Genomic DNA, 25546 nt, shown 5'->3' on the forward strand with positions numbered 1-25546 from the left:
GTCCCGGATCACCGCGCCGCAGGGGTGCTTCAGGCGCCCTTGATGGCGGAGATGTCGAAGTTCAGCTTGATCTTGTCGGAGACGAGGACGCCACCGGTCTCCAGCGCCGCGTTCCAGGTCAGGCCCCACTCCGAGCGCAGGATCTCGGCCTTGCCCTCGAAGCCGACGCGCTCGTTGCCGAACGGGTCCTTGGCCGAGCCGTTGAACTCCAGGTCGATGGAGAGCGGCTTGGTGGTGCCGAGGATCGTGAGGTCACCGGTGATGCGGTAGTCGTCGCCGCCCAGCGACTCGGCGGACGTCGAACGGAACGTCATCGTCGGGAACTCGTCGATCTTGAAGAAGTCGGCGCTCTTCAGGTGACCGTCACGGTCGGCGTTGCCGGTGTCGATGCTGGCCATCTGCACATCGAAGTTCGCGGTGGACTTGGCCGGGTCCGAGCCGTCGAGGTGCAGCTCGCCGGTGAAGTCGGTGAAGCCGCCCTTCACGTTCGTCACCATCGCGTGCCGGGCGACGAAGCCGAGCGTGGTGTGCGCGGGGTCGACGGTGTAGTCGCCCGTGACGGTGCTCAGGTCCGGGCCGGCCGGGGCGGCGGCAGCGGTGGTGGTCTCGGTGGTCTCGTTCTTGCGGCCGAAGATGCCCATGACGTGCTCCTTGGGGACGGGCGGCACGGGGTGCCGACGTGATGTTGAAGATTGAACTTTCAACTGAGGACGACTCTAGCGCGATGATGTTCAACTTTCAACATCAAACGCTGTGTGTCGCTCCGGTGACGCACGGGAGGGTGACCGGTAGGAAAGTCCCGTTGACACCGTGTGGAGCTAAACGTCTCCATTGTGCGAGAAGGGGAGGTTTTGCGCGTGCTGCGGACGGGCGAGGCGACGGAACTCCAGGGCGGACTCCAGGGCGGACGCCCGGGCGGGCCGGTCTCCGCCGGGCGGTGGGGCGGCGGGAAGCCGCCGGGTGTACTGCGCGCCCTCGCCGTCTTCGCGGCGGTCCGCGCCACCGGGGTCGTCCTGGTGGTCCTCACCGACCTGCACGGCGGACACCCGGCCACCCGGACGCTCACCCACGCCTGGGACGCCGTCTGGTACCTGCACATCGCCGTTCACGGCTACGGCACCCGCGAATACCTCTCCTCCTTCGGGACCGTCCAGACCGACTTCGCCTTCTTCCCGCTCTTCCCTCTGCTGACCCGGGCGACGGACGCCGTCCTGCCGGGCGGCGCCGGAGCGGCGGCGCTGCTCGTCGCCTGGGCCGCCGCCCTGGCCGCGGCCTGGGGCGTCTACGCCGTCGGGCACCGCCTGTACGGCACGGCGACGGCCACCTTCCTCGTCGCCCTGTGGGCGCTGCTGCCGCAGGCGGTCGTCCTCACCCTCGCCTACAGCGAGTCGCTGTTCGCCGCGCTCGCCGCCTGGGCGCTGTACGCGCTGCTCCGCAGGAACTGGCCGCTCGCCGGAGCCCTGGCCGCCCTCGCGGGCCTGACCCGCCCCACCGGGCTCGCCGTCGCCGCCGCGGTCGTCGTCACCGCCGGCCGGGAACTCGTCCGGCGGCGCGGGCGCGGGCGTGGGCCCTGGCTCGCGGTGCTGCTCGCCCCCGCGGGGTGGCTCGGTTACGTGCTGTGGGTCGGGGCGCGCACGGGGGACCTGCTGCACGGCTACTTCACCGTGCAGGACGCCTGGAAGTCGGGGCTCGACTTCGGTACGAGTTCGCTGCGCTTCCTGCGGGTGCTCTTCCTGTACGGCGGCAAGGTCGTCTATCCGGTGTCCGTGCTGCTCGTCGCCGCCGCCGTGGTGCTGTTCTGCCTGCTGTGCCTGGAGCGCTCGCCCCGGACGGCCCTGCCGCTGCTGGTCTTCAGCGGGGTCCTGGTCCTGATGGTGCTGCTGCTCGGCGGCCCCTTCGCCTCCAAGCCCCGCTTCGTCCTGCCCGCGTTCCCGCTGCTCATTCCGGTGGCCCGGTCGATGGCGCGCGGGTGGGGGCGAAGTCGGGCGCGGGTTGTGGTGGTGCTGGGGGCGCTGGCCTGTGTGGCGCTGCCGTACGGGGTGTGGGTGGCGGCGGTGGTGAAGACGCCGCTGTGAGTGCGGCTAGCGTCGTGGCTGGCCGCGCAGTTCCCCGCGCCCCTGGAGCCTTGCGCTGCGCGCGGCTTTTCGTTGCCGGGTGCGGCTCTCGTCGTGGCTGGTCGCGCAGTTCCCCGCGCCCCTGAGGCATGCGCTGACGCGCAGCCTCCCCTCTGAGGCTGCGCTCCGCGCGCCTCCGATCAAGGACACGGGGCGCACCTCTGATGAAGGGCGGGTGCCGCGCCTCTCCGATGAGATGGCGCACGAAGTGCGCATCTCAGGGGCGCGGGGAACTGCGCGACCAGCCACGACGAGAGCCGCGCACGGGAACTGGTTTCAGGGGCGCGGGGAACTGCGCGAGAAGCGGCCACCGGCCCGCACCCGAAGAACGACCCAGGGGCGCGGGGAACTGCGCGACCAGCCACGACGAAAGCCGCACCCGGAGACGGGTCAGCGACCAGCGAGACGCTCCATCAGGGCGGCACCCTGAGACAGCAACTCCCGCTCGTCGGGGCTGAGCTCGGCCTCGATCGCCTGCGCGAGCCACCCGGCCCGGCGCCCCCGCTCGGCATCCAGGGCGGCATGCCCGGCATCGGTCAGCTCCACCAGCGACTTGCGCCCGTCGGTGGGATGCGCCCGGCGCGTCACAAGCCCCTGCTCCGTCAGCAGCCCGACGGCCCGGGCCATCGACTGCGGCCTGACCCGCTGATCGGCGGCGAGATCGCTGGTGGTCATGGCGCCGTCGCGGTCCAGCACGCCGAGCACGGCGACCTGGCCGTGCGGAATCAGGTCCTCGTGCTTCACGCGCCGGGTGAGCCGACCCATCGCGGTACGCAGATCGGCGGCGACGGCAGCGGATTCCGGGGCAGACATGAGCGCACTTTACCCGGCGGTATCCAGCGAAACTGCGCACGTGACCTGCGCAGCAAAGCTGCACAGCACACCTGAACAGCAAAACTGAACAGCAGAACTGAACAGCAGAACTGAACAGCGGGGCTGTATAGTTTCGCTCTGTCGCGGCACGCGCCACCGTCGTCGCAGCAGGGCCGCGGCACGCAGCAACGGGAAGGACCTCCATGCCCGACATCGTCTCCGTCACCGCCCTCGCCGTCCTCGACAGCCGCGGCAACCCCACCGTCGAGGCCGACGTCACCCTGGCCGACGGATCGCAGGGCCGCGCGACCGTCCCCTCCGGCGCCTCCACCGGCGCCCGCGAAGCCGTCGAACTGCGCGACGGCGACCCCGAGCGCTGGCACGGCAAGGGCGTCGACCGTGCCGTGGCCCACGTCGAGGGCGAGATCGCGCGGGCCGTCATCGGCCGCGACGCCGACGACCAGGCGGGCCTCGACGCCGCCCTGACCGCCCTCGACGGCACCCCCGCCAAGTCCCGGCTCGGCGCCAACGCCCTGCTGGGCGTCTCCCTCGCCGCCGCCAAGGCGTCCGCCGCCGCGCACGGGCTGCCGCTCTACCGACACCTCGGCGGCCCCGACGCCCGTATCCTCCCGCTGCCGATGATGAACATCGTCAACGGCGGTGCCCACGCCGACAATCCGCTGGACTTCCAGGAGTTCATGATCGCGCCGATCGGCGCCCCGACCTTCGCCGAAGCCGTCCGGATGGGCTCCGAGGTCTTCCACACCCTGCGCCGCGACCTGCTCGCCGCCGGGCACTCCACGGGCGTCGGCGACGAGGGCGGCTTCGCGCCCGCGCTGCGCAGCGCCGAGGAGGCGCTCGACTTCGTCATGGCGGCGATCGAGCGCACCGGGTACCGGCCCGGCACCGACCTCGGCCTGATCATGGACCCGGCGTCGTCGGAGTTCTACCGCGACGGTGTCTACGCCTACCGGGGCGAGGGCGTCGACCGCACCACGGCCCAGCAGGTCGACTACCTGGCCGGGCTGATCGACGCGTACCCGATCCTGTCGATCGAGGACCCGATGGCGGAGGACGACCTCGACGGCTGGCGTGAACTGACCGCCCGGGTCGGCGACCGCTGCCAGCTCACCGGCGACGACGTGTTCTGCACCAACCCGGAGCTGCTGCGCGAGGGCATCCGCACGGGGGTCGGCAACGCGGTGCTGGTCAAGGTCAATCAGATCGGTACGTTGACGGAGGCGCTGGAGACGGTGGACATCGCCCACCGGGCGGGCTGGAAGGCCGTGATGTCGCACCGCTCGGGCGAGACCGAGGACACGACCATCGCCGATCTGGCGGTGGCGACCGGCTGCGGCCAGATCAAGACCGGCTCCCTCTCCCGCTCCGACCGCACCGCCAAGTACAACCGCCTGATCCGCATCGAACGCGAACTGGGCAGCACCGCCAAGTACTGAGCGCCGCCAGGGGCGCGGGGAACCGCGCGACCAGCCACGGACAAGCCGCAGACGCGTCTGCACGCCCACCGCGCAGACGCGTCGGCGGCTTGGACTAACCGGAACGGACAGTTGGACTCTCAACTCCATTACCGAGGCCACCCGTTGACCCGGAGGGCACCCCGCGGATACCCAGAACGACATGCCCCCAAGATCCCGAGCCCCCTACGCCCTGGCCCTCGCGGCCGTACTGGGCGCCACCCTCACCCCGGCGGCGAGCGCCACCGCGGAGCCGGAAGGCACCGTCCTCACCACCGCCCGGCTCAAGGTGACCGTCGCCGACGACTTCCCCCGCGTCCTGTCCTACGAGAACCGGGCCGACGGCGCCCGTCTCCTCGGCAGCACCAGGCCCGTCACCGAGATCACCCTCAACGGCAAGGCGTACGCCACCAAGGCCGCGGCCGCGCCCGAGGTCACCGGGTCCACAGCCGCGTACACGCTCACCTTCCCCGACCTGCCCGGCGTGGAGATCGACGCCGGCCTCGGGGTCTCCGGCCGGACGACGACCTTCAGGATCACCGCCGTCCGCGACACGGCCGCCTTCCGCGTCGGGACCATCGACATCCCTGGGCAGGACCTCGTCTCGGTCGGCAGCGCGGACGGCGGCGCCGGGACGGCGTTCACCAAGCTGGACGCGGACTCCACCCGCACCGCCGACGTGTTCGGCAAGGTCACCGCCGACACCCCGGCCGAGACCTCGGCGACCGGCGCCTCCTACGCGATCGTCAACACCGGCCGGCTGGCCGCGGCCGTCGAGTCCAACTCCGCGTACGACAAGCCGAGCGGCGCGACCGGCGGCGACGACGCCCGGTTCTGGCACCAGGCCCGCAAGGACGCCGACGGCGGCACCCGCGTCGGCGTCTGGTCCGGGCAGTGGACCTATCGGGGCGCCGGATCCCCGACCCACGCCACCGGCAAGGACCTCCCCTGGGCGAAGGTCGTCGTCACCCCCGACGCCAACGGCGACGACACCGTGGACTGGCAGGACGGCGCCGTCGCCTTCCGCTCCATCGGCATCGAGCCGCAGGGCGGCGAGGACACCGCGGACCGGGTCGTCACCCACATCCCGTTCAACTTCGCCAGCCAGGCCCAGCACCCCTTCCTGCGCACCCTCGACGACGTCAAGCGGATCTCGCTCGCCACCGACGACCTGGGCCAGTTCGCCCTGCTCAAGGGATACGCGTCCGAGGGCCACGACTCCGCCCACCCCGACTACGGCGGCAACTACAACGAGCGGGCCGGCGGCCTGAAGGACCTCAACAAGCTGCTGAAGACCGGCAAGAAGTACGGAGCCGAGTTCGGCGTCCACGTCAACGCCACCGAGGCGTACCCGGTCGCCGAGCACTTCAAGGACGACCTGATCGACCCCAAGTCGCCCGGCTGGAACTGGCTCGACCAGAGTTACTACATCGACCAGCGCCGCGACATCGACAGCGGCGACCTCGCCGCCCGCTTCAAACAGCTGCGCGACGAGACCGACAAGAACCTCACCACGGTCTACGTCGACGTGTACTACACCCACGGCTGGATCGCCGAGCAGACCGCCAAGGCCATCAACGGGCAGGGCTGGAACCTGGCCACCGAGTGGGCCGACAAGTTCGAGCGGCAGTCCCTGTGGTCGCACTGGGCCAACGACCTCGACTACGGCGGCGCCACCAACAAGGGCCTCAACTCGAAGATCATCCGGTTCATCCGCAACAGCGAGAAGGACGTCTGGAACAACGACCCCGTCCTCGGCCAGAGCGCGCTGGTCGACTTCGAGGGCTGGACCGGCGAGAACGACTGGAACGACTTCTACGCCAACGTCTGGCAGCGCGACCTGCCCGCCAAGTACCTCCAGCACCAGAAGATCACCCGCTGGGACGGCGACGACATCACCTTCACCGGCGGCCTGCGCGGCACCGTCGAGGACGGCCGGCGCACCTTCTACGACCACGGCCGCAAGGTCCTCGACGGCGACCGCTACCTGCTCCCGTGGTCCGCGAAGGACGGCGGGAAGAAGCTGTACCACTACAACAAGCAGGGCGGCACCAGCAGTTGGGCCGCGGCCCCCGGCTCGTACACCGTCTACAGGCTCACCGACAACGGCCGCGTGAAGACCGGCACCGTGCGCACCGGCGCCGACGGGAAACTCACCCTCAAGGCCGACGCCGGTCAGCCCTACGTCCTCTACCCGGCCGGTGACACCCCCCGCGCCGCCGACCCCGCCTGGGGCGAGGGCACCGGCGTCAAGGACCCCGGCTTCAACGACGCCCGTCTCGGCGGCTGGGACACGACCGGTTCCGTCGCCCGCGACACCGACGGCAACGGCCGCAACAGCGCCGCCCTCACCGGCAAGGGCGCCGCCTCGGTCGCCCAGCGCGTCACCGGCCTCGCCCCCGGCAAGCGCTACACCGCCTCCGCCTGGGCCGAGGTCGCGCCGGGAGCCTCCCGGCGCACGACCCTGAGCGCGGGCGGCGCGTCCGCCGCGATCGACCGGTCCACCCTCCCCGACACCATGGCGGCCAGCGACTGGCACGGCACGAACATGCAGCGCATGAAGGTCAACTTCATGGCGGACCGTAAGGGTTCGGCGACCCTGCGCGTCGCGGCGGCCGCCGACGACGGCGCCGCCACGGTCCGCGTCGACGACGTACGGGTCGTGCGCAACGCCCCGGCCACCGAGCCCGGCACCGTCGTGCACGAGGACTTCGAGGACGTCGACCAGGGCTGGGGCCCCTTCGACAAGGGCGACGCGGGCGGCGTCACCGACCCGCGCACCCACATCGCGCAGAAGAACGCCCCGTACACCCAGGCCGGCTGGAACGGAAAGCTCGTCGACGACGTCATCGGCGGCGGCGAGTCCCTGAAGTCGCACGAGGAGAACGACGGCGTCGTCTACCGCACCTCACCGGCGTCCGTGCCGATGAAGGACGGGCACGCCTACAAGGTCGACTTCGCCTACCAGTCCAGCCACGCCGGCGCCTACCGGTGGATCAGCGGCTACGACCGAGGTGACGACGCCGTCGAGACCGTCGCGACCCCGATCGGACAGCAGCGCACCACCGGCCGCTTCACCACCACCGTCACCGCCGGCTGCGGCGACACCTGGACCGGACTGCGCAAGCTGCCCGGCGCCCCGGACGGCGCCGACTTCGTGCTCGACGACTTCACCGTGACCGACCTCGGCCCGGCGGAGGAACCGGCCGCATGCGGCACGCTCGCGCTCAAGGCGGGGGAGACCCTGGAGCCCGGCCGGCCCAACAAGGTCGAGGCCACCTTCACCAACGACGAGAAGGACCGGATCGAGGACGCGACCGTCGCCCTCGACCTGCCCCAGGGCTGGAAGGCCGAACCGGCCGCTCCGATCACCCTCGACCCCGTGGCCCCCGGCGCCCGCGCCACCGCGACCTGGCAGGTGACCCCGCCGGTCGACGCCGAGTACCAGTCGTACGCGCTGACCGCGCGGGCAACCTACGCCGTCGCGGGCACCACCAGGAAGCTCTCCGCGGGCGCCTCGGTGCGCACCCTCCCGCCGCCGCCCACCACGGACACGTACGCGAGCGATCTGGACTGGACCTCGGCGGACAACGGCTGGGGCCCGGTCGAGAAGGACAGCTCCGTCGGCGAGCAGGGCCAGGGCGACGGCACCCCGCTGAGGATCGGCGGCACCTCGTACGCCAAGGGCCTGGGCACCCACGCGCCCGCCAGGATCCGCTACTACCTCGGCGGGCAGTGCACCTCCTTCACGGCCGAGGTCGGCGTCGACGACGTACAGACCACCCGCGGAAGTGTGGGATTCTCGGTGACGGCCGACGGTACGGAGAAAGTGGCCTCGCCCGTCCTCAAGGCCGCCGACCCGGCCTGGTCCCTGTCGGCCGACGTCACCGGCGCCCAGTACGTCGACCTGGTCGTCTCCGACGGCGGCGACGGCAACGGCAACGACCACGCGGACTGGGGAGACGCCCGTTTCCGTTGCGGCGGGTGAAAAGCTGAGTGAACAGTTGGGTCGTCACCACCCGGCGGCATCGGCGACGTGACGGGCCTCTCACCGCATCCCTTTGTATGACCCCCACAACCCGATGGGGTCGTGAGCAGTAACTTTGGCTGCATGTCGGAAGAGTTCTGTTCGGGGCTACCAGGAAAACGGGCCGGAGACTGTACAGAGTCGACGGCCCGTTTTCCTTGGTCGGCTTCGTAAGGTCGCTACATGACCGTTTTGGACGACACCGCCTCGAACCCCGGGGACGAGCCCACCGACGCCCGCGGGCGCACGGCCGAGCTGCACGCGATCCGCGCACAGGCCCTGGCCGGTCCCAGCGACAAGGCGACCGAGGCCCAGCACAAGAAGGGCAAGCTCACCGCGCGCGAGCGCATCGAGCTGCTCCTCGACGAGGGGTCGTTCAACGAGGTCGAGCAGCTGCGCCGGCACCGCGCGGTCGGCTTCGGCCTGGAGGCCAAGAAGCCCTACACCGACGGTGTCATCACCGGCTGGGGCACGGTCGAGGGCCGCACGGTCTTCGTCTACGCGCACGACTTCCGGATCTTCGGCGGCGCCCTGGGCGAGGCCCACGCCACGAAGATCCACAAGATCATGGACATGGCCATCGCGGCCGGTGCCCCGCTGGTCTCGCTGAACGACGGCGCCGGCGCCCGCATCCAGGAGGGCGTCTCGGCGCTCGCCGGCTACGGCGGCATCTTCCAGCGCAACACCAAGGCCTCGGGTGTCATCCCGCAGATCTCCGTGATGCTCGGCCCGTGCGCGGGCGGCGCGGCCTACAGCCCCGCCCTGACCGACTTCGTGTTCATGGTCCGCGAGACCTCGCAGATGTTCATCACCGGCCCCGACGTCGTCAAGGCGGTCACCGGCGAGGAGATCACGCAGAACGGTCTGGGCGGCGCCGACGTCCACGCCGAGACCAGCGGTGTGTGCCACTTCGCCTACGACGACGAAGAGACCTGCATCGCCGAGGTCCGCTACCTGATCTCGCTGCTCCCGCAGAACAACCGGGAGAACCCGCCGACGGTGGAGTCCGACGACCCCGCCGACCGCCGCTCGGACGTCCTGCTCGACCTGGTCCCGGCCGACGGCAACCGCCCCTACGACATGACCAAGGTCATCGAGGAGCTCGTCGACGACGGCGACTACCTGGAGATCCACGAGCGCTGGGCACGCAACATCATCTGCGCCCTCGCCCGGCTCGACGGCCAGGTCGTCGGCATCGTCGCCAACCAGCCGCAATCCCTCGCCGGCGTCCTCGACATCGAGGCGTCGGAAAAAGCTGCCCGATTCGTGCAGATGTGCGACGCTTTCAATATCCCGATCGTGACCCTCCTCGACGTCCCGGGCTTCCTGCCCGGCGTCGACCAGGAGCACGGCGGGATCATCCGCCACGGCGCCAAGCTGCTGTACGCGTACTGCAACGCCACCGTCCCGCGGATCTCCCTGATCCTGCGCAAGGCGTACGGAGGTGCCTACATCGTCATGGACTCGCAGTCCATCGGCGCCGACCTCACCTACGCCTGGCCCACCAACGAGATCGCGGTCATGGGCGCCGAGGGCGCGGCCAACGTGATCTTCCGCCGGCAGATCGCCGACGCCGCGGACCCCGAGGCCATGCGCCAGAAGATGGTCAAGGAGTACAAGGCCGAGCTGATGCACCCGTACTACGCGGCCGAACGCGGTCTGGTCGACGACGTCATCGACCCCGCCGAGACCCGCGAGGTGCTCATCAAGTCCCTGGCCATGCTGCGCACCAAGCACGCCGACCTGCCGTCCCGCAAGCACGGCAACCCGCCGCAGTAGCGGCCCCCAGTCCTAGGAGACCTGCCTCATGTCCATGCCCGACATTCGCGTAGAGAAGGGCAACGCCGAGCCCGAAGAGGTCGCGGCCATCACCGCCCTCCTGGTCGCTCGCGCCGCCGCCCAGCCGTCCGCCCCGGCGGCGGCCCGTCAGTCGCGCGCCGGCTGGCGTCGTCTGGAGCGCCAGCACGGCTTCCGCGCCCCGCACTCCTGGCAGGGCTGACCGGCCCGGTCCCGGCCCAAGGCGTGAGCCCCGTCCTTCCGGACGGGGCTCACGCTTTTCTGCTGTCCTTCAGTGGATCAGTCGAACTCGCCGGCCAACGCCCCGAGCTTGAACGCCTCCCACTCGTGGGCGGTGAAGCGCAGGACGGGCCCGTGCGGGGCCGCCGGGTTGCGCATGGCCACCGCGCCGCCGCCCAGCGAGGCGACCTCCACGGGGCCGCGGGAGGCGTCTCCCGGGGCTCTGAGCCATTCGGCGCCGGAAAGATCGAGAGCGTAGAGCCGTGCTTTCTCGACGTCCAGATCCATTTGAGTACTCACAGCGACAGAACTCCTGAGTTGACGCTTGAAATGAATGCGCCCCAAGAAGGTGAATCGAACACAATCGCGCCGAACTCGCGGTTTTTCGTGTCCCGGACCGCGCAACGGTCATCGGTGAGATTCGCATGTTCCACGCAGCCGTTCGACGCGCCGCTGAACGTGCTTTTGTGCCAGGCTGCCGACCCGATCTCGTTGAGCGAGGCGGTGGGTGCGGAAGTGGGGGACATCATGATTCGCTCTCTTGCTTGATTTGGTCACTGAGGTACCGGCGGGACTCTGCCGGAGAAAGCGCGGCTGCCGTCAGGTCGTCCCACGCCTTGGTGTAAGTCGCCACGTCAGGACGCTGTTCGAGGAGCGTCCCGCCGGTCATGTGCTCCAACCATGCCACTTGTACGGGCGGTTCGCCGCGCATGGTGAAGAGCGTATACGGAGCGTACTGGGAGAGCGGGAGAGCGACGTCCAATGGCAGGATCTGAATGGTGACATTGGGCAACTCGCCAGTCTCCATGAGGTGCACGAACTGCTCACGGATCAGGTCCTTCGGACCGGGGATACGGTGCAGCGCGGGCATGTCTATGACCACCCTCAAACGGAATTCATTGGTTCCGCCGAGCAGATCCTTGCGTCTCATCCGAGTCTTCACAAGGGGTTCCACATAATTCTTGTCGGCCGCCGCGGTGAATATCTCCCGCATATATGCCTCGGTCTGCAGAAGACCTGGGAGAACCGAAGGTTCGAACGAGCGGACGAGTGAGGAATCAGCCTCCAGGGTGAGGTAGTCGCGCAGGTCGTCACTCAACAGGGGGCCCTGTCCTGACCACCAGTCGACCTTGTGAACGTCCCGGGCCAGTCGCTTGAGGTTGGTCCGCTGGTCGTCGTCGGTGACGCCGTAGAGGTTGAGCAGAGTCGTCAGGTCGAGCTGGCGGATGCCGCGTTTGCCGGTCTCGATCTGACTGATCTTCGGCTGCCCGCACTCCAGTGCCAGGGCTGCGTCGTTGACCTTCAGGCCGGCTTCATTGCGCAGCCGCCGCAGTTCGGCTCCGAGCCGGCGGCTGCGCATCGTGGGCATCTCGCTCTGGGGCATGGCCACATGATGTCCCGCCCCCTCGGGCCACACAACTGTCATATGCAATCCCATCGCAGAGGCAAAGTACTCGCCCGTAATACTTGCCTACGGCATTGTTTCGACGCCATGCTGGTGAGGCAACGCCCTTTGTCCGCAAGCGAGTTGACCGCCGATGAACCCCCGGAGGGGTAATGCCGGACCAGCCGACGGATGAGATCGAGCTGTTGGACATGCTCGATCGGCCGTGCGCGATCCGTATGGAGTACAGCCCGCACCGTCTGGAGCAGATCCGCAGAATCGTGGGCGACCGCCTGCGCAGCTGGGGACTCCACAAGCTCGTGCACGACACGTCGTTCGTGGCCACGGAGCTGTGCAGCAATGTGCGGCACTGCGACGACAGCACCTTCGACTTCGTCCTCAGCCGGACCGCCGACGGCGTTCGCCTGGAGGTCGCGGACACGTCCCCCGAGATGGTCCCCGTGCCCACGGAGCCGCCGGACTTCTTCCAGACCGGCGGCCGGGGCCTGTTCCTGGTCGCCGCCCACGCCTCGGCCTTCGGCATGACGCCGACGCCCACCGGCAAGGTGGTCTGGGCCGAGCTGGGCCTGGGAGACGTGGACGCGGGCGGCTGCGACTGACGCGGGGGCCGGTTCGCCGGACCCCCGCGGGAGACCGGGTGTCGCCCTGGCCGTCGTCCTCACGGACGGCGGCCAGGGGGGCACCTTTTTGCATCTGTGCGTGGTCATTTGAATCCTCTGTGTGGTCGGACGCGGACGTGCGTGGGTGCCGCCTCCGGCGCGGGCCGCGCGGGCGGCCGTGCAGGGTGGGCGGGCAGGGACGGGCGGGACCCGTCGAGCGGGACCGGAACGGGGCGCGTACGGCCCGGTGAAGGGGCGACGTGTGGCCACGGGGCTGTCCCGCACGGGAGGCTGCCGTGGAACGAGCCCTGCTCCGCGGAGAGTTCGCGGCGGCGGGGGCCGGCGGCTGCCGTGCTGCGCCGGGGGCCTGGGCGCCGGGTCCGCGCAGGGCGGACGTCGTGGAAGGGGCTCGGCGCGCCGGGTGGGCGGCCGTGGAGCCCGGGGCGGTCGGAGGGCGTCGCCGGGGCAGGGGCGGCGCGGGACCGGTCGTTGCGCGGGCGAAGGGTGGGGCCCGGCCGCGCGGACGCGCTAGGTGTGCGCGGTCTCCGTCACGAGACCGGAGAGCTTGCGGATGCCTCGGTGGGCGGCGGTGCGGACGGCGCCGACGCGCTTGCCGAGGATGTCGGCCGCGCGCTTGGCGTCGAGTCCGACGACGGCCAGCAGGACCACCGCCTCGGCCTGCTGCCGGGGCAGCTGGGCGACGAGGGCGAGGGCGCGCTCGGTGCCCAGGGTGTCCAGGGCCTGTGTCGGGGTGTCGTCGGGTGCGGGCCGCTCCTGGACCGTGCTCAGATCGTCCAGGGCCTCCGGCCGGCGCTTGTGCCAGCGGACGTGATCCAGCGCCCTGTTGCGCACGATCCGGCTGCACCAGCCGTGGAAACCGGCCCCGTCACCCCGGAACTTGTGCAGGTCCCGGGCGATCTGGAGCCAGCTGTCCGACAGGACGTCCTCGGCCTCCGTCGCGCCCACCAGGGCCCGTGCGTAGGCGAGGAGCCGTGGGTGCAGCGTCTGGTAGACGGTGCGAAAGGCCCGTTCGTCCCCCTTCTGTGCCTGCTGGACCGCGTCGTGCAGGAGACAGCACTCCGCTTCGCGGATGGCCTTGGCCGCCCCCTGCCGGGTACTAGGAGGCCGTTCGGATCGAGCGACCGCGCCACCTGATCTGGTGACCGCGGTGCCCGAGTAGGACAAGCTCATCGGGTGGCTCCGCTTCCTGCTCAGTTCGCCCTGAGGCGGGCGGGCGCGATACATCGTCCCGCCCCCACTGGGTGAGCGCGAGAGCGCACGAAAACATCACAGCGGCAGGTATGTGTATTCGGTCAGTTGTGCCAAGGGGACATCTCGCCTGAACTCCACCTATAACCAAGGGTGTTACTGCGCGTACTCACCGCTGTCGCGGGGTCTGACGCGTGTGACGACTGCCCGGGAGAGGCTGTGAACGCTCGTGCAGCATGGCCGAGAAGCAGAGAGAAGAGCTCCGGAAGGCACACGACAACGCCCCGCCGGTGAGAACCAGCGGGGCGAAGGTACCGGTGCGGTCGCCGTCCGGCTAGCGCAGCCGCGCCATGAGCGCGTGCTCGACGAGCGTGATGAGCGTCGACTTGGCGTCCGCGCGGTGCCGGGCGTCCGTCGTGATGATCGGGGTGTCCGGGCCGATCTGCAGCGCCTCGCGCACCTCGTCCGGGTTGTACGGCTGACTGCCGTCGAAGCCGTTGAGGGCGATGACGAAGGGCAGGCCGGAGTTCTCGAAGTAGTCGACGGCCGGGAAGCAGTCGGCGAGGCGGCGGGTGTCGACGAGGACGACGGCGCCGATGGCGCCGCGGACCAGGTCGTCCCACATGAACCAGAAGCGGTCCTGGCCCGGGGTGCCGAACAGGTACAGGATCAGGTCCTGGTCGAGCGTGATGCGGCCGAAGTCCATGGCGACCGTGGTGGTCGTCTTGTCCCCGGTGTGCGTCAGGTCGTCGATCCCCGCACTCGCCGAGGTCATCACGGCTTCGGTGCGCAGCGGGTTGATCTCCGACACGGCGCCGACGAAGGTCGTCTTGCCGACGCCGAAACCGCCCGCCACCACGATCTTCGCGGACGTGGTGGAACGACTTGGAGTTGCCGGCCCTCCGCTAGAGCTTGCGAAGTCCACTGAGCACCCTTTCGAGCAATGTCACGTCTGGCTGACCGCCGGCGCTCTCGTCGCCGCCGGGCTGATGGATGGCGACCAGGCCCGCCTCCGCGAGGTCCGCGACGAGAATCCTGGCCACGCCGAGAGGGATCGTGAGGAGGGCCGAGATTTCGGCCACCGACTTGATCTCCCGGCACAGGTTGCAGATCCGCTGGTGCTCGGGCAGTTGGCCCTGCAACTGGTGCGGCTGCGCGGTGGTGTGCACCAGCGCCTCGATGGCGAGCTGGTATCGCGGCCTGGTGCGGCCGCCCGTCATGGCGTACGGGCGCACCAGGGGGTTGTTCTTCGCAGGGGGTGCGGGATTCGCGTCGGGACGCGGCTGCGGCTGCACGGGCTGGATGCGCGGCGCCGACGGCTGGTCGTAGGGACCGGGCTGCCGGGTCGGCCGGGCGTGGCTCGGCGCGGAGGGGAAGTTGTACCGGTTCTGCGACCCGTCGTCGTGACCGTGACCGCGCGTGCCGGCCTGACCCTGGGCAGGGCCGTAGGGCGGCCAATTGGCCGACGAACCGCTCGGCGGTGTTGCTGAACCAGACACGTACTTCCTCCTCCGACTGCGCTGGGCACCATCACTGTGGAGCCGCGTTCCGAAACCTTACGGCCACGGGGCGCGAAAACGCACCGCCTGTCTGTTAGTTGAGAAGGCTCCCCTGGAGCTCCGCACGCAGGTCGGGCGTGAGAACCGTGCCCGCGCGGTCGACAAGAAGGGCCATTTCGTACCCGACGAGGCCGATGTCCGCCTCCGGGTGTGCGAGGACGGCGAGCGAAGAACCATCGGAAATGGACATGATGAAGAGGAATCCTCGCTCCATCTCCACAACTGTCTGGTTCACCGAGCCACCCTCGAAGATGCGGGACGCGCCCGCGGTCAACGAGGTCAGACCCGAGGCGACCGCCGCCAGCTGGTCGGCACGGTCGCGGGGGAACCCTTCGGACATCGCCAGAAGGAGTCCGTCGGCGGAGACCACCACCGTGTGGGACACCCCGGGGGTGTTGTCCACGAAGTTGGTGATCAACCAGTTCAGGTTCTGTGCCGCCTGGCTCATCGGGCTCACACTAACGCTCCTGGTTGTAGGTGCTGTCAGGCCCATCGGGATACCCGCTGACCTGGCCGTTCGTATCACTGTTGCCTTCACTGCGGCCCCGCTGCACACCACGGCGCAGGTTGCTCAGCCTGCCCCGTACGTCCTCGGGGGCGCGGGAGATCTGGGGACCGCCCTGGGGTGTCGCCTCCGCGGTGCCCTCGACCAGGTTGGCCTTGGGCACCCGGCGCGGAAGGCCGGAGGAGGTGACTCCGCCCGCCTTCGGACGCTTCAGCGCCTCCGCGCGCTCCCACCGCTCGTCGTTGGACGAGCGCCAGGTGTCACTGTCGCCGTCACCGGTGGCCGGTGCCGGGGTTTCCTCGCGCTGGGGGGCGCTGGATCCGCGGCGCGGCAGACCGGCGTCGGTCATGTCGTGCGCGACGGAGGGGGAGGGACCGGCCGGGGTCGCGGGAGTGTGCGGGTCGAAGCCTACGCTGTCCCGCTCCGCCGCGGCAGTGTCCTGCGCGGATTCCGCTTCCGGGGCGTAGGAGGGGTGGAAACCGTCCTGGTAACCCTCCTGGGCCTGCCAGTCGGACTGCCGCTGCGGCTCCTGGAAGGCGCTGAAGGTGCTCGGCTGCGCCTCCGCATAGCCGCCCTGCGGGCCGTAGTCCGGCTCGTAGCCGCCCGGCCGGCCGGTGGTGTGGCCGGGCTGGGCCGGGGCGGAGAAGTCGTAGCCCGCCTGCTGCCCGTCGTCGTACCCGCCCTGCGGCTGGCTGTCGTAGCCCGTCTGGTGCTGTTCGTCGTACGCGACCTGCTGCTGGTTGTCGTACCCGAACTGCTGACCGTCGTACGAGTTCTGTTCGGGGTAGCCGAGCTGCCCCTGGTCCTGCTGGTCCTGGCGGGGCTGTGCCTCGTCGCGGAACAGCGGGCGGTTGTCCTCGGTGCCCTGTGTCTGGGCCTCCAGGGCCGCGCGGCGCTCCTCGCGCATCAGGGAGCGGCCGACCGGGTCCAGCTCGCGGGCGTCGTCCGGGACCTCGTAACGGCTGTCGTCGAAGCCGAGCTCGGCGGCCGTGCGCAGCGGCGCCTTCTCGAAGGCCGGCTGCTGCGGGATCATCGTGGAGACGGTGAACTCGTCGCCGCTGTGCTGCTGGTGGTCGCCGCCACCGCCGTGCGTGATCACGTCCGGGAGCATCACCAGCGAGGTCGTGCCCGCCTGCTCGCCCGAGGGGCGCAGCTGGACGCGGATGCTGTGTCGGTCGGACAGCCGGCCGACCACGAACAGGCCCATGCGCTGCGAGATCGCGGCGTCCACGGTCGGCGGGTTGGCCAGCTTGTGGTTGATGTCCGCGAAGTCCTCGGCGGTGAGGCCGATGCCCTTGTCGTGGATCTCGATCATGATGCGGCCGTCGGGGAGACGGGTCGCGGTGACGCGGACCTTGGTCTGCGGCGAGGAGAACGAGGTCGCGTTCTCGAGCAGCTCGGCGAGCAGGTGCACGAGGTCGGTGACCGCGCGGCCGTGGATGTCGGCCTCCGGCACGCCCTGGAGTTCGATGCGCTCGTACTGCTCCACCTCGGAGGTGGCGGCGCGCAGCACGTCCACCAGCGGGACCGGCTGGTCCCAGCGGCGGCCGGGCTCCTCGCCGGCGAGGACCAGGAGGTTCTCGCCGTTGCGGCGCATACGGGTCGCGAGGTGGTCCAGGCGGAAGAGGCTCTCCAGCTGGTCCGGGTCGGCCTCGTTGTTCTCCAGGTCGGTGATGAGGGTCAGCTGGCCCTCGATCAGCGACTGGTTGCGGCGCGAGAGGTTGGTGAAGATCGCGTTGATGTTGCCGCGCAGGAGGGCCTGCTCGGCGGCGAGCCGGACGGCCTCGCGGTGCACCTGGTCGAAGGCGCGGGCGACCTCGCCGATCTCGTCGGTGGTGGTGATCGGGATCGGCTGGACGCGGGTGTCGACCCGGCCCGGCTCGGTGCGCGAGAGCTGGTCGACGAGCGACGGCAGCCGCTGCTCGGCCACGTCGAACGCGGCGGAGCGCAGCCGGCGCATCGAGCGGGACATCTGGCGGGCCATGAGCCCGGCGATGAGGAACGCGGCGAGGACGGCGAGCACGGTGGCGCCCGCGGTGATGTACGCGTCGCGCTGGGCGTTGTCCGCGATGTCCGAGGCGTCGGTCACGGCCCGGTCGATCAGCTCGTTCTCGACCTCGGTGTAGCCGTCGAACTTGCTGGTGGTGGCGTACTGCCAGGTCTCGGGCGTCACACCCTTCGCGGCGAGCGCCTGCGGGGTCTGGCCCTGGGCGACCGCGGCGACCATGCCGTCGTAGACGCTGCCGTCCTTGCTGGGCAGCTTCGTGGGCAGCTTGTTGCCCTTGGCCGCCTCGCTGCGGACGAGCGCCGGGTACTCCGCGACACCCTCGGCGGCCTTCCGCTTGAAGACCTTCTTGAGGTTGGCGACGTCCGAGGGCTCGGCGCCGGAGACGAACTCCTGCGTCGCGATGCCCTCCAGGTACGTGTACGAGTTGAAGGAGACGACCTGGCGCTGGAACGTCGCCTTGTCGGTGCTCGGCCGCACCAGCAGGTGCATGCCGATGGACCGGTTGAGCGACTCGGCGGCCTTGGCCAGCTGGATCGCGTAGACGGTACGGCCGTACGCGGTCACGTTGCTGTTGCCGAGGTTCAGCTCGTTGGCGACTTCCATGAGGTAGTGCTGGACGGAGACATAGCCCTCCTCCGTCTTCACCGGGTCCATGTCGCGCCCGTACGCCTTCTTGCGCAGCACGGCGAGCTGCGGCTCGGCCTTCTCGATCAGACCGAGACGGCGCTGGAGCCCGGCGTTGTCGGGGGCGCCCTTGACCTCCTCGGCGAACGCGGCCTTGGCGTCGTCCGTGGCCGCGTAGAGCTTCTTCACCGCCGCGGAGTCGCGCTCACCCGACAGGATGGGCTGGGCCGACAGGTCGCGCTCGTTGAGCAGCGCCTGCCCGTAGGCGGCGGCGGCCTTGACGATCCGGGCCGTCTTCTCCGCGTCCTGCGCCTCGTTCAGGGTGTCGATCGAGCCCTTCACCTGGAAGCCGCCCATCACGAGCGCGACCAGGACCGGTATGAGCAGGATCGCGTTCAGCTTGGTGGGCACCCGCCAGTTGCGCGGCGACATCCGCCCGCCGGACGGGGCCGGCGCCACGGTCTCGGCCACGGGGGCGGCCGGCGCCGCTGTGCGCGGCGGCGGGGTGAAGTTGCCCCGTGCCCCCGACGCGGGCTCGGGGCTGTTCTTGCTTCGCCTCACTCGACCAACAACCTCTCGGCGTCGGCACCTACGTTGTGCCGCGGTATGTCTCCAGGCCCGTTCTTACTGGGCAGTTCAGCGCATTCCAGCACGTCAGGAGGCGCACTTCCAAACAGTCGGAAGTGGAACCCCCAGGTGATCCATGCCCTAGATAAAACGGTCATAAAGAGCGAGCCCCGCCAAAAGGCGGGGCTCTTGTGAGCGCAGTGGAACCGGGTGTGCGCGACCCGTGGTGGGACCCCGGGAATTCTCTGTCGAAACGTTATGAACACAGAGGCCCCGCGTGTCAAAGGCCACAGGAGGCTCTGAAGGGCCTACGACAACTGCCGTACGGAACCAGCCACTTGATGGCCGATTTTCGGCCGCTCCCGGCTACTTCAGGCGGGCCATCAGCGCGTGCTCGACCAGCGTGATCAGTGCACTCTTTGCATCCGCACGGTGTCGCGCGTCGGTGGTGATGATCGGCGAGTCGGGCCCGATCTGCAGCGCCTCGCGCACCTCGTCGGGCGTGTAGGGCTGGTGCCCGTCGAAGCCGTTGAGGGCGATGACGAAGGGCAGGCCGGAGTTCTCGAAGTAGTCGACCGCGGGGAAGCAGTCGGCGAGGCGGCGGGTGTCGACGAGGACGACGGCGCCGATGGCGCCGCGGACCAGGTCGTCCCACATGAACCAGAAGCGGTCCTGGCCCGGGGTGCCGAACAGGTACAGGATCAGGTCCTGGTCGAGCGTGATGCGGCCGAAGTCCATGGCGACCGTGGTGGTCGTCTTGCCGCCGGTGTGCGTCAGGTCGTCGATCCCGGCGCTGGCCGAGGTCATCACGGCCTCGGTGCGCAGCGGGTTGATCTCGGAGACCGCACCCACGAACGTGGTCTTGCCGACGCCGAAGCCGCCCGCCACCACGATCTTCGCCGATGTGGTGGGACGGGGGTCCGCGCCGAGCGCGCCGTCAGAGCTTGCGAAGTCCACTGAGCACCCTTTCGAGCAGAGTCACGTCCGGCGCACCGCCGTTGGCCTCGTCGCCACCCGGCTGGTGGATGGCGACGAGCCCGGCCTCCGCGAGGTCCGCGACGAGGATCCGGGCCACACCGAGCGGCATCGACAGCAGCGCCGACACCTCGGCCACCGACTTGACCTCGCGGCACAGGTGGCAGATGCGCTGGTGCTCGGGGAGCAGGGTCACCAGCTGCGCCGGGTCGGCGGTGGTGGAGACCAGCGCCTCGATGGCGAGCTGGTAGCGCGGCCTGGTCCGGCCGCCGGTCATCGCGTAGGGGCGGACCAGCGGCTGGTCGCCCTCATGACCGTAACCGGCATGTGCGGCACTGCCGTACGGATCGTGAGGAGCGGTGGGCGGGGTCATGGATCCTCCGGGCGGGACGGCGGGGTCGGGGCCTGCCGTCTGAGGGTGGGCCGGTGGGGGAGTTGTGACGGCCGGACGGGGGTTACGTAACTGCTGTGGCATTCGGGGCTGTTGGTGCGTAAGACTTGGTGCGTGGCCGGGGTTACCGGCCGTCACACGGGCCCTGGGTCGGTCAGTGGAGCAGGGTGCCCTGCAGCTCGGCGCGGACGTCCGGAGTGAGGACAGCCCCCGCGCGGTCGACGAGGAGCGCCATCTCGTACCCGACGAGGCCGATGTCGCACTCGGGGTGCGCGAGCACGGCCAGCGACGAGCCGTCCGAGACGGACATGAGGAAGAGAAAGCCGCGCTCCATCTCCACGACCGTCTGATTCACGGGCCCGCCCTCGAAGATTCTCGAGGCCCCGGCCGTCAGCGAGGTCAACCCCGAGGCGACGGCCGCCAGTTGGTCCGCGCGGTCGCGCGGGAACCCTTCCGACATCGCGAGCAGCAGACCGTCCGCGGACACCACCACCGTGTGCGAGACACCCGGGGTGTTGTCCACGAAGTTGGTGATCAACCAGTTCAGGTTCTGTGCCGCCTGGCTCATCTGGCTCAACTAACGCTCCTGCTGGTGAGTGGGGCGAGGGTAGCTGCCGGTCTGGCCGCTGTTTCCGGCCTGCCGGCCCTGCTGGATGCCCCTACGGAGATTGGTCAGCCGTCCGCGCACGTCGTCGGGCGCGCGAGAGACCTGGGGTCCGGCCTGGTGCTGCTGCTGTTCCTGGGCCGTGCCCGCCACGAGGTTCGCCCGCGGGACACGGCGCGGCAGACCCGAGACGGTGACGCCGCCCGCGGCGGGCTTGCGCACCCGCTCGGCCTGACGCATCAGCTCGTCGTTCGGGGACTGCCGCCAGTTCGCCTGGTCCTGCCCGGCGTCGGGCGCGACCGGCGCGGGTTCGGGGGCTCGCGCCCGCAGACGCTGCGGCTCGGCGGGGGCCTGCGGCTGGGTGGGCGCGGACTGCTGCGGAGCACCGCGCTGCGGGAGCTGCTGACCCTGGCGGGACTGCGGGTCCTGCGGGCGGCCGCCCTGCTGCTGCGCCTGCTGGGCCTGCTGCTGGCCGTGGAACCAGTTGGTCTCCAGGGTGTCGTACAGCGGCGTGCGCCCGTCACCCGGCTGGTCCGCCGGCGGCAGGTAGCCCTGCTGCTGCGCGGGCTGCGCCGGGATGCCCTGGTTCTGGCCCTGGTGCTGACCCTGGCTCGGGCCGCGGTCCTGACCGCCGAAGTCCTGCCCCCCGAAGTCGCCCCGCTGGCGCGGCGCCGGCGGGCGCTCGAACTGGCCGGTGCTCGTGGGGTCCTGGGCGCGCTCGTACTGACCGGTGCTCGTGGGGTCCTGCGGGCGCTCGTACTGGCCGGTGCCGAACTGGCCCGTCTCGTACTGGCCCGTCTCGAACTGGCCCGTCTGGAACTGGCCCGTCTGGAACTGGCCCGTCGGCGCGGGCTGGTCCTGGCGGCCCTGCCGGCCGTTGTCACGGAAGGCGCCGAAGTCCTGGCCCTCGTCGTACGAACCGCCGTTGTACGCACCGCCGTTGGCCGGCTGCCCGCCACCGTGGCGCGGGCCCGAGCCCGGGTTGCCACCGCCCGGAGCACCGCCGAAGACGTCCGAGCGGACGAACTGGCCGGTGCCCTGGCCCGGGTGCTGACCCTGGCCCGGACCCTGCGGGTCGTCCTGGATCCGCGGGAACTGCGCGGTCGAGTCGACCGCTCCGACGGAGTCCGTCTCCTCGTGCCCACGCGGCGTGTCGAGGCTCGGCTGCGCGTTCTCGTCGCTCCAGCTCGGCACGCGCGGCGCCGGGTTGCCGCCCGGCAGCTCGGCGCGCGGGCCGCCGCGCGGGGGCAGCACGGGGCGCCCGCCCCGGTTCTGGCCCTGGCCGCGGCCCTGGTCGCCGGGTGCGCTGTGGGTGCGCTGCTGCGGCGGGACGGGAGCCGGCGCGTTGAAGGCTCCGGTGCTCTGCGGGTCGTTCTGCTGGGCGCGCGCGGGCTGCGGGGCCTGGGGCGCCTGCGGGGCCTGCGGCGCCTGGGGGCCGCCGTCGCGCGCGGGCAGCGCCGCACGCGGACCGCCCTGGCCCGCACCGACCTGCGGCCGCGACGCACCGGGACCGGCACCGAGCCGGCCCGCGGCGCCACCGCCGGGACCGCCCGCACCGGGGCCGACACCGCGGCGCGCGGCGGCGGCACCGGACGCGGCCTGCGCGGCGGCGGGACCGCCGGAGCCGCCCGGGCCACCGGGCTTGCCGGGAAGCTTCTTACCCTGGGCGACATCGACGGGCAGCATGACCAGCGCCGTCGTACCGCCGGAGTCCGACGGGCGGAGCTGGATGCGGATGCCGTGACGCTGCGAGAGGCGGCCGACCACGAACAGACCCATGCGGCGGGAGACCGAGACGTCCACGGTGGGCGGCGACGCGAGCCGCTCGTTGATCGCGGCGAGGTCCTCGGGGGAGAGGCCGATACCGGTGTCGTGGATCTCGATCAGGACGCGGCCGTCGGGCAGCGCGTGACCGGTGACCTTGACCTTGGTCTGCGGCGACGAGAACGACGTCGCGTTCTCCAGCAGCTCGGCGAGCAGGTGCACGAGGTCGTTGACGACGCGGCCCGCGACGTCCGTGGCGGGCACGGAGGCCAGCTCGATGCGCTCGTACTGCTCCACCTCGGACGCGGCGGCACGCAGCACGTCGACGAGCGGCACGGGGCGCGTCCAGCGACGGCCGGGCTCCTCACCGGCGAGGACCAGCAGGTTCTCACCGTTACGGCGCATGCGGGTCGCGAGGTGGTCGAGCTTGAACAGCGAGGAGAGCTGGTCGGGGTCGGCCTCGCGGGACTCCAGCTCGGAGATGAGCGAGAGCTGACGCTGGATGAGGCCCTGCGAGCGGCGCGAGAGGTTGGTGAACATCGCGTTGACGTTGCCCCGCAGGAGGGCCTGCTCGGCGGCGAGACGCACGGCCTCGCGGTGCACGTCGTCGAAGGCCGCGGCCACCTGGCCGATCTCGTCCCGGGAGTGCACACCGACCGACTCGACGGAGGTGTCGACGTCCTGCGGGTCCGACTCGGAGAGCTGCGCGACCAGCTCGGGCAGCCGGTCCTGGGCCACCTTGGTCGCGGTGTCCTGGAGCCGGCGCAGCGAGCGGATCATGGACCGGGCCACGACGAACGCGCCGACGAGCGAGACGCCGAGCACGAGCAGGATCAGCGCACCGTTGATGATCGCCTGACGCTCGGAGGCGCTGCGCAGCTCGCGGGCCTGCTGCTCCATCTCGTTGAGCAGCGTCGTCTCGATGGTCGACATCTGCGTGATGCGCGCGGTGTCGGCGTCGTACCAGTCCTTGTACGAGCGCTTGTCCTGCGTCTTGATGCCGTCGGCGCGGGTGAAGACCCGGTCCGCGTAGTTGTCGGCCGCCTTGATGGTGGCGTTGTTGTCCGTGAGCGGCTTGAGCAGCTCCTCGGCGGCGACCTCGCCGTACACCGTACGGAAGGAGGTGAGCGCGTTCGCCTGGTCGCTCATGGCGGCCTGGCCGTAGAGCCGGTCGCTCTCGGTCAGCGAGCCGAAGGTCTTGCCGTTCTCCGGCAGGGCGGCCGCGATGACGGCGCGCTGCTCGGAGGCGTACTCCTTGGCGTTGGAGAACGCGGCCAGCGAACGCGTGCGGTCGATCATCTCGGGGCTGCTGGTCGCCTGCGCCATGTCGGTGGAGAGCGAGAGCAGGTTGTCGATGATGCGGCTGTACGCCTCGACGGTCTGCGAGGTCGGCCGGCCCTTGACGTAGGCGTCGGAGCGGATCTCCTTCAGCTTGCTGAGCTGCGTGGCGATCTGCACGGCGTGGTCGCGGACGCCCTTGAGGCTCGACTCGGCGTCGCCGTCGACCGCGTACGTCCCGTCGAGGAACGCGGTCCTGGCGCTGTCGGTCTCCTGACGCGCCTGCTTCACGTCGTAGTTGGTGTCCGCGGCATTGGGGTCGTTGGCCAGCGGGCCCGCCGACTGGTCGCGCTCGTTCTGCAGCGCGGAGGCCAGCGAGGTGGCCTGCTTCGTCATCTCGGTCAACAACTTCATGTTGTCGAGCTGATCGATGTCGTTCATGGACTCGGCGATGCGCAGCGCGCCGAGCGAGGTGGCCGCGACGACGGGCAGGGCCAGCAGCGACACCAGACGGGTCGAGATGCGCCAGTTGCGCAGTGCCATGCGGGAGCCGGGGCCGGTGGGCGCCTTGGGCTTGGCCGCCTGGGGCTCCGCGGGCGCGGACGGACCGCCCGACGTGGCGGAGCGCGTCTCGCGCTCACCGACGTCGACGGACGCCGTGCGTCCCGGGTTCTGGGCGTGCGGGGGCTGGGAACCGCCGGCTATCGGGCCGGTCCCGCCGCGCGGCTCCGGCTCCGCCGCAGCGCTGCCATCCCTGTTCTTACGTCCCTGCACTAGCGTCGCAACCTCTGGACCAGGCGCCTCGTCCGTGAGCACGGACAAGACGGTGTCGGCGTAGTTCGAGGGGCGACCTGAACGCCCCCCAGTCGGTCGTGAGTGACCGGCGCTGGCTCCCCCTCCCCGCCGCAGTCCGGCGCGGTCGCGCGTCCGGTGCGCCGGTTCGATCCCGCGACGGTCCCGGGAATTCCAGCACAGTGCCGGATCTCCAACAAGGCCCGAGGGACACGGCCCACCCGCTGTGACCGCATGTGCAGGGAGGATCACAAGATGTAGAAGATGATCTAGCTGAAACCGGGCATCACTGGGCGTTTCACTTACGGCCGGGGGGTGTCCCAGTCGCCATGATCGGCAGCGGAATGGTGGCTTCAGGTATGCAATGTCCGTTTCCCGTACACGGATTGGCGGGCCGAAGTGTCCCTTTTGCCTGCCTGCTCGTGAGCAAACTCACACGTCCGCGATCACAACTTCCCGGCTTTCGGCGGGAATCAGATGTTTAGCCTGACGCTTTACAGGGATGGCCCGCCCGACAACCGAGAAGGTTCCTGAGTACAGTCATGAAGACGACGATGATCTCCCTCAACCTCGCCAACCCGCGCCGCACGACGCTGGCGCACCTCAAGGACGCCGACGAGATCCAGGCCGCGCCGGCCGTCCCGGAGCACTCGGCCACGCTTCCCACGAACACGGCGAACCCCCGGCGCACGATCCTGATGGTCGCCCCGGAGATCACTCCGGCCGCCTGAGGCCGCCTGACGCGCCCGGCGGGGCCCCACCGCGTTAGCCTGGACCGGTCACATCCCACCCGGGCCCAACGCAAGCAAAAGGGGCGCAGC

General features: G+C 70.4%; 21 protein-coding genes. 7 read left to right on the forward strand and 14 right to left on the reverse strand.

Translation table 11 applies throughout. The features are described from left to right. Positions 1–29: 29 nt before the first annotated feature. Complete coding sequence (locus tag ABII15_RS27255) at positions 30–641, reverse strand: YceI family protein (protein WP_353944913.1); 612 nt, start codon at positions 639–641, stop codon at positions 30–32. 216 nt (positions 642–857) lie between these two features. Here ABII15_RS27255 and ABII15_RS27260 point away from each other — a divergent pair, with 216 nt between their 5' ends. Continuing rightward, a complete protein-coding gene (locus ABII15_RS27260) occupies positions 858–2075 on the forward strand; it encodes a glycosyltransferase family 39 protein (protein ID WP_353944914.1) in 1218 nt (405 codons plus the stop codon). A gap of 429 nt (positions 2076–2504) precedes the next feature. Here the strand turns inward: ABII15_RS27260 and ABII15_RS27265 are convergent, their stop codons facing one another. Next, positions 2505–2927 carry a MarR family transcriptional regulator gene (locus ABII15_RS27265; protein WP_353944915.1) on the reverse strand — a complete coding sequence of 141 codons (423 nt, stop codon included), beginning with the start codon at positions 2925–2927 and terminating at the stop codon, positions 2505–2507. Between the two features lie 203 nt (positions 2928–3130). On the opposite strand from ABII15_RS27265, the gene eno reads away from it, so the two are divergent. The 4 genes from eno to ABII15_RS27285 all read left to right on the forward strand — a co-directional run bounded on the left by eno (position 3131) and on the right by ABII15_RS27285 (position 10428). Then, positions 3131–4384 carry a phosphopyruvate hydratase gene (gene eno, locus ABII15_RS27270; RefSeq protein ID WP_353944916.1) on the forward strand — a complete coding sequence of 418 codons (1254 nt, stop codon included), beginning with the start codon at positions 3131–3133 and terminating at the stop codon, positions 4382–4384. Positions 4385–4565: 181 nt separating this feature from the next. After that, the gene (locus ABII15_RS27275) at positions 4566–8390 is read left to right on the forward strand and encodes an endo-alpha-N-acetylgalactosaminidase family protein (protein WP_353944917.1); all 3825 of its coding nucleotides are present in this window, start codon (positions 4566–4568) and stop codon (positions 8388–8390) included. A gap of 222 nt (positions 8391–8612) precedes the next feature. Continuing rightward, on the forward strand, positions 8613–10208 hold the full coding sequence (locus tag ABII15_RS27280; RefSeq protein ID WP_353944918.1) for an acyl-CoA carboxylase subunit beta: 1596 nt from the start codon (positions 8613–8615) through the stop codon (positions 10206–10208). A gap of 28 nt (positions 10209–10236) precedes the next feature. Next, a complete protein-coding gene (locus ABII15_RS27285) occupies positions 10237–10428 on the forward strand; it encodes an acyl-CoA carboxylase subunit epsilon (protein WP_351450424.1) in 192 nt (63 codons plus the stop codon). A 77-nt stretch (positions 10429–10505) separates the two neighbouring features. Here the strand turns inward: ABII15_RS27285 and ABII15_RS27290 are convergent, their stop codons facing one another. Genes ABII15_RS27290 through ABII15_RS27300 form a run of 3 tightly spaced genes read right to left on the reverse strand, consistent with a single transcriptional unit; the run spans position 10506 to position 11829 of the window. Then, positions 10506–10733, reverse strand: a complete 228-nt coding sequence (locus ABII15_RS27290) for a DUF397 domain-containing protein (protein ID WP_353947220.1) — start codon at positions 10731–10733, stop codon at positions 10506–10508. An 8-nt stretch (positions 10734–10741) separates the two neighbouring features. Further along, a complete protein-coding gene (locus tag ABII15_RS27295; protein ID WP_353944919.1) occupies positions 10742–10975 on the reverse strand; it encodes a DUF397 domain-containing protein in 234 nt (77 codons plus the stop codon). After that, complete coding sequence (locus ABII15_RS27300) at positions 10972–11829, reverse strand: helix-turn-helix transcriptional regulator (RefSeq protein ID WP_353944920.1); 858 nt, start codon at positions 11827–11829, stop codon at positions 10972–10974. The genes ABII15_RS27295 and ABII15_RS27300 overlap by 4 nt, the downstream gene beginning before the upstream one ends. A 173-nt stretch (positions 11830–12002) precedes the next feature. Between ABII15_RS27300 and ABII15_RS27305 the strand changes: the two genes are divergently transcribed. Then, on the forward strand, positions 12003–12449 hold the full coding sequence (locus ABII15_RS27305; protein ID WP_353944921.1) for an ATP-binding protein: 447 nt from the start codon (positions 12003–12005) through the stop codon (positions 12447–12449). 528 nt (positions 12450–12977) lie between these two features. Here the strand turns inward: ABII15_RS27305 and ABII15_RS27310 are convergent. The 9 genes from ABII15_RS27310 to ABII15_RS27350 all read right to left on the reverse strand — a co-directional run bounded on the left by ABII15_RS27310 (position 12978) and on the right by ABII15_RS27350 (position 24707). Beyond that, positions 12978–13640, reverse strand: a complete 663-nt coding sequence (locus ABII15_RS27310; RefSeq protein WP_353944922.1) for an RNA polymerase sigma factor — start codon at positions 13638–13640, stop codon at positions 12978–12980. 352 nt (positions 13641–13992) lie between these two features. Beyond that, a complete protein-coding gene (locus ABII15_RS27315) occupies positions 13993–14583 on the reverse strand; it encodes an ATP/GTP-binding protein (protein WP_111668156.1) in 591 nt (196 codons plus the stop codon). After that, entirely contained in the window at positions 14564–15157 is a 594-nt protein-coding gene (locus tag ABII15_RS27320; protein WP_353944923.1) for a DUF742 domain-containing protein, read from the reverse strand. Before ABII15_RS27320 ends, ABII15_RS27315 begins: the two co-directional genes overlap by 20 nt. A gap of 94 nt (positions 15158–15251) precedes the next feature. Beyond that, entirely contained in the window at positions 15252–15665 is a 414-nt protein-coding gene (locus ABII15_RS27325; protein WP_033321188.1) for a roadblock/LC7 domain-containing protein, read from the reverse strand. 10 nt (positions 15666–15675) lie between these two features. Then, positions 15676–18786, reverse strand: coding sequence for a nitrate- and nitrite sensing domain-containing protein (locus ABII15_RS27330; RefSeq protein WP_353947221.1), 3111 nt, complete (start codon positions 18784–18786; stop codon positions 15676–15678). A 501-nt stretch (positions 18787–19287) separates the two neighbouring features. Beyond that, positions 19288–19878, reverse strand: coding sequence for an ATP/GTP-binding protein (locus ABII15_RS27335; protein ID WP_111668159.1), 591 nt, complete (start codon positions 19876–19878; stop codon positions 19288–19290). Further along, complete coding sequence (locus ABII15_RS27340; protein ID WP_111668160.1) at positions 19859–20269, reverse strand: DUF742 domain-containing protein; 411 nt, start codon at positions 20267–20269, stop codon at positions 19859–19861. Before ABII15_RS27340 ends, ABII15_RS27335 begins: the two co-directional genes overlap by 20 nt. Before the next feature lie 172 nt (positions 20270–20441). Next, positions 20442–20855 carry a roadblock/LC7 domain-containing protein gene (locus tag ABII15_RS27345; RefSeq protein ID WP_353947222.1) on the reverse strand — a complete coding sequence of 138 codons (414 nt, stop codon included), beginning with the start codon at positions 20853–20855 and terminating at the stop codon, positions 20442–20444. A gap of 9 nt (positions 20856–20864) precedes the next feature. After that, positions 20865–24707, reverse strand: coding sequence for a nitrate- and nitrite sensing domain-containing protein (locus tag ABII15_RS27350; protein ID WP_353944924.1), 3843 nt, complete (start codon positions 24705–24707; stop codon positions 20865–20867). A 560-nt stretch (positions 24708–25267) separates the two neighbouring features. Here ABII15_RS27350 and ABII15_RS27355 point away from each other — a divergent pair. Beyond that, entirely contained in the window at positions 25268–25456 is a 189-nt protein-coding gene (locus ABII15_RS27355; protein WP_351450398.1) for a hypothetical protein, read from the forward strand. Positions 25457–25546: the final 90 nt, after the last annotated feature.

The organism is Streptomyces sp. HUAS MG91 (assembly GCF_040529335.1).
In the GTDB taxonomy this organism is placed as follows: Bacteria; Actinomycetota; Actinomycetes; order Streptomycetales; family Streptomycetaceae; genus Streptomyces; species Streptomyces tabacisoli.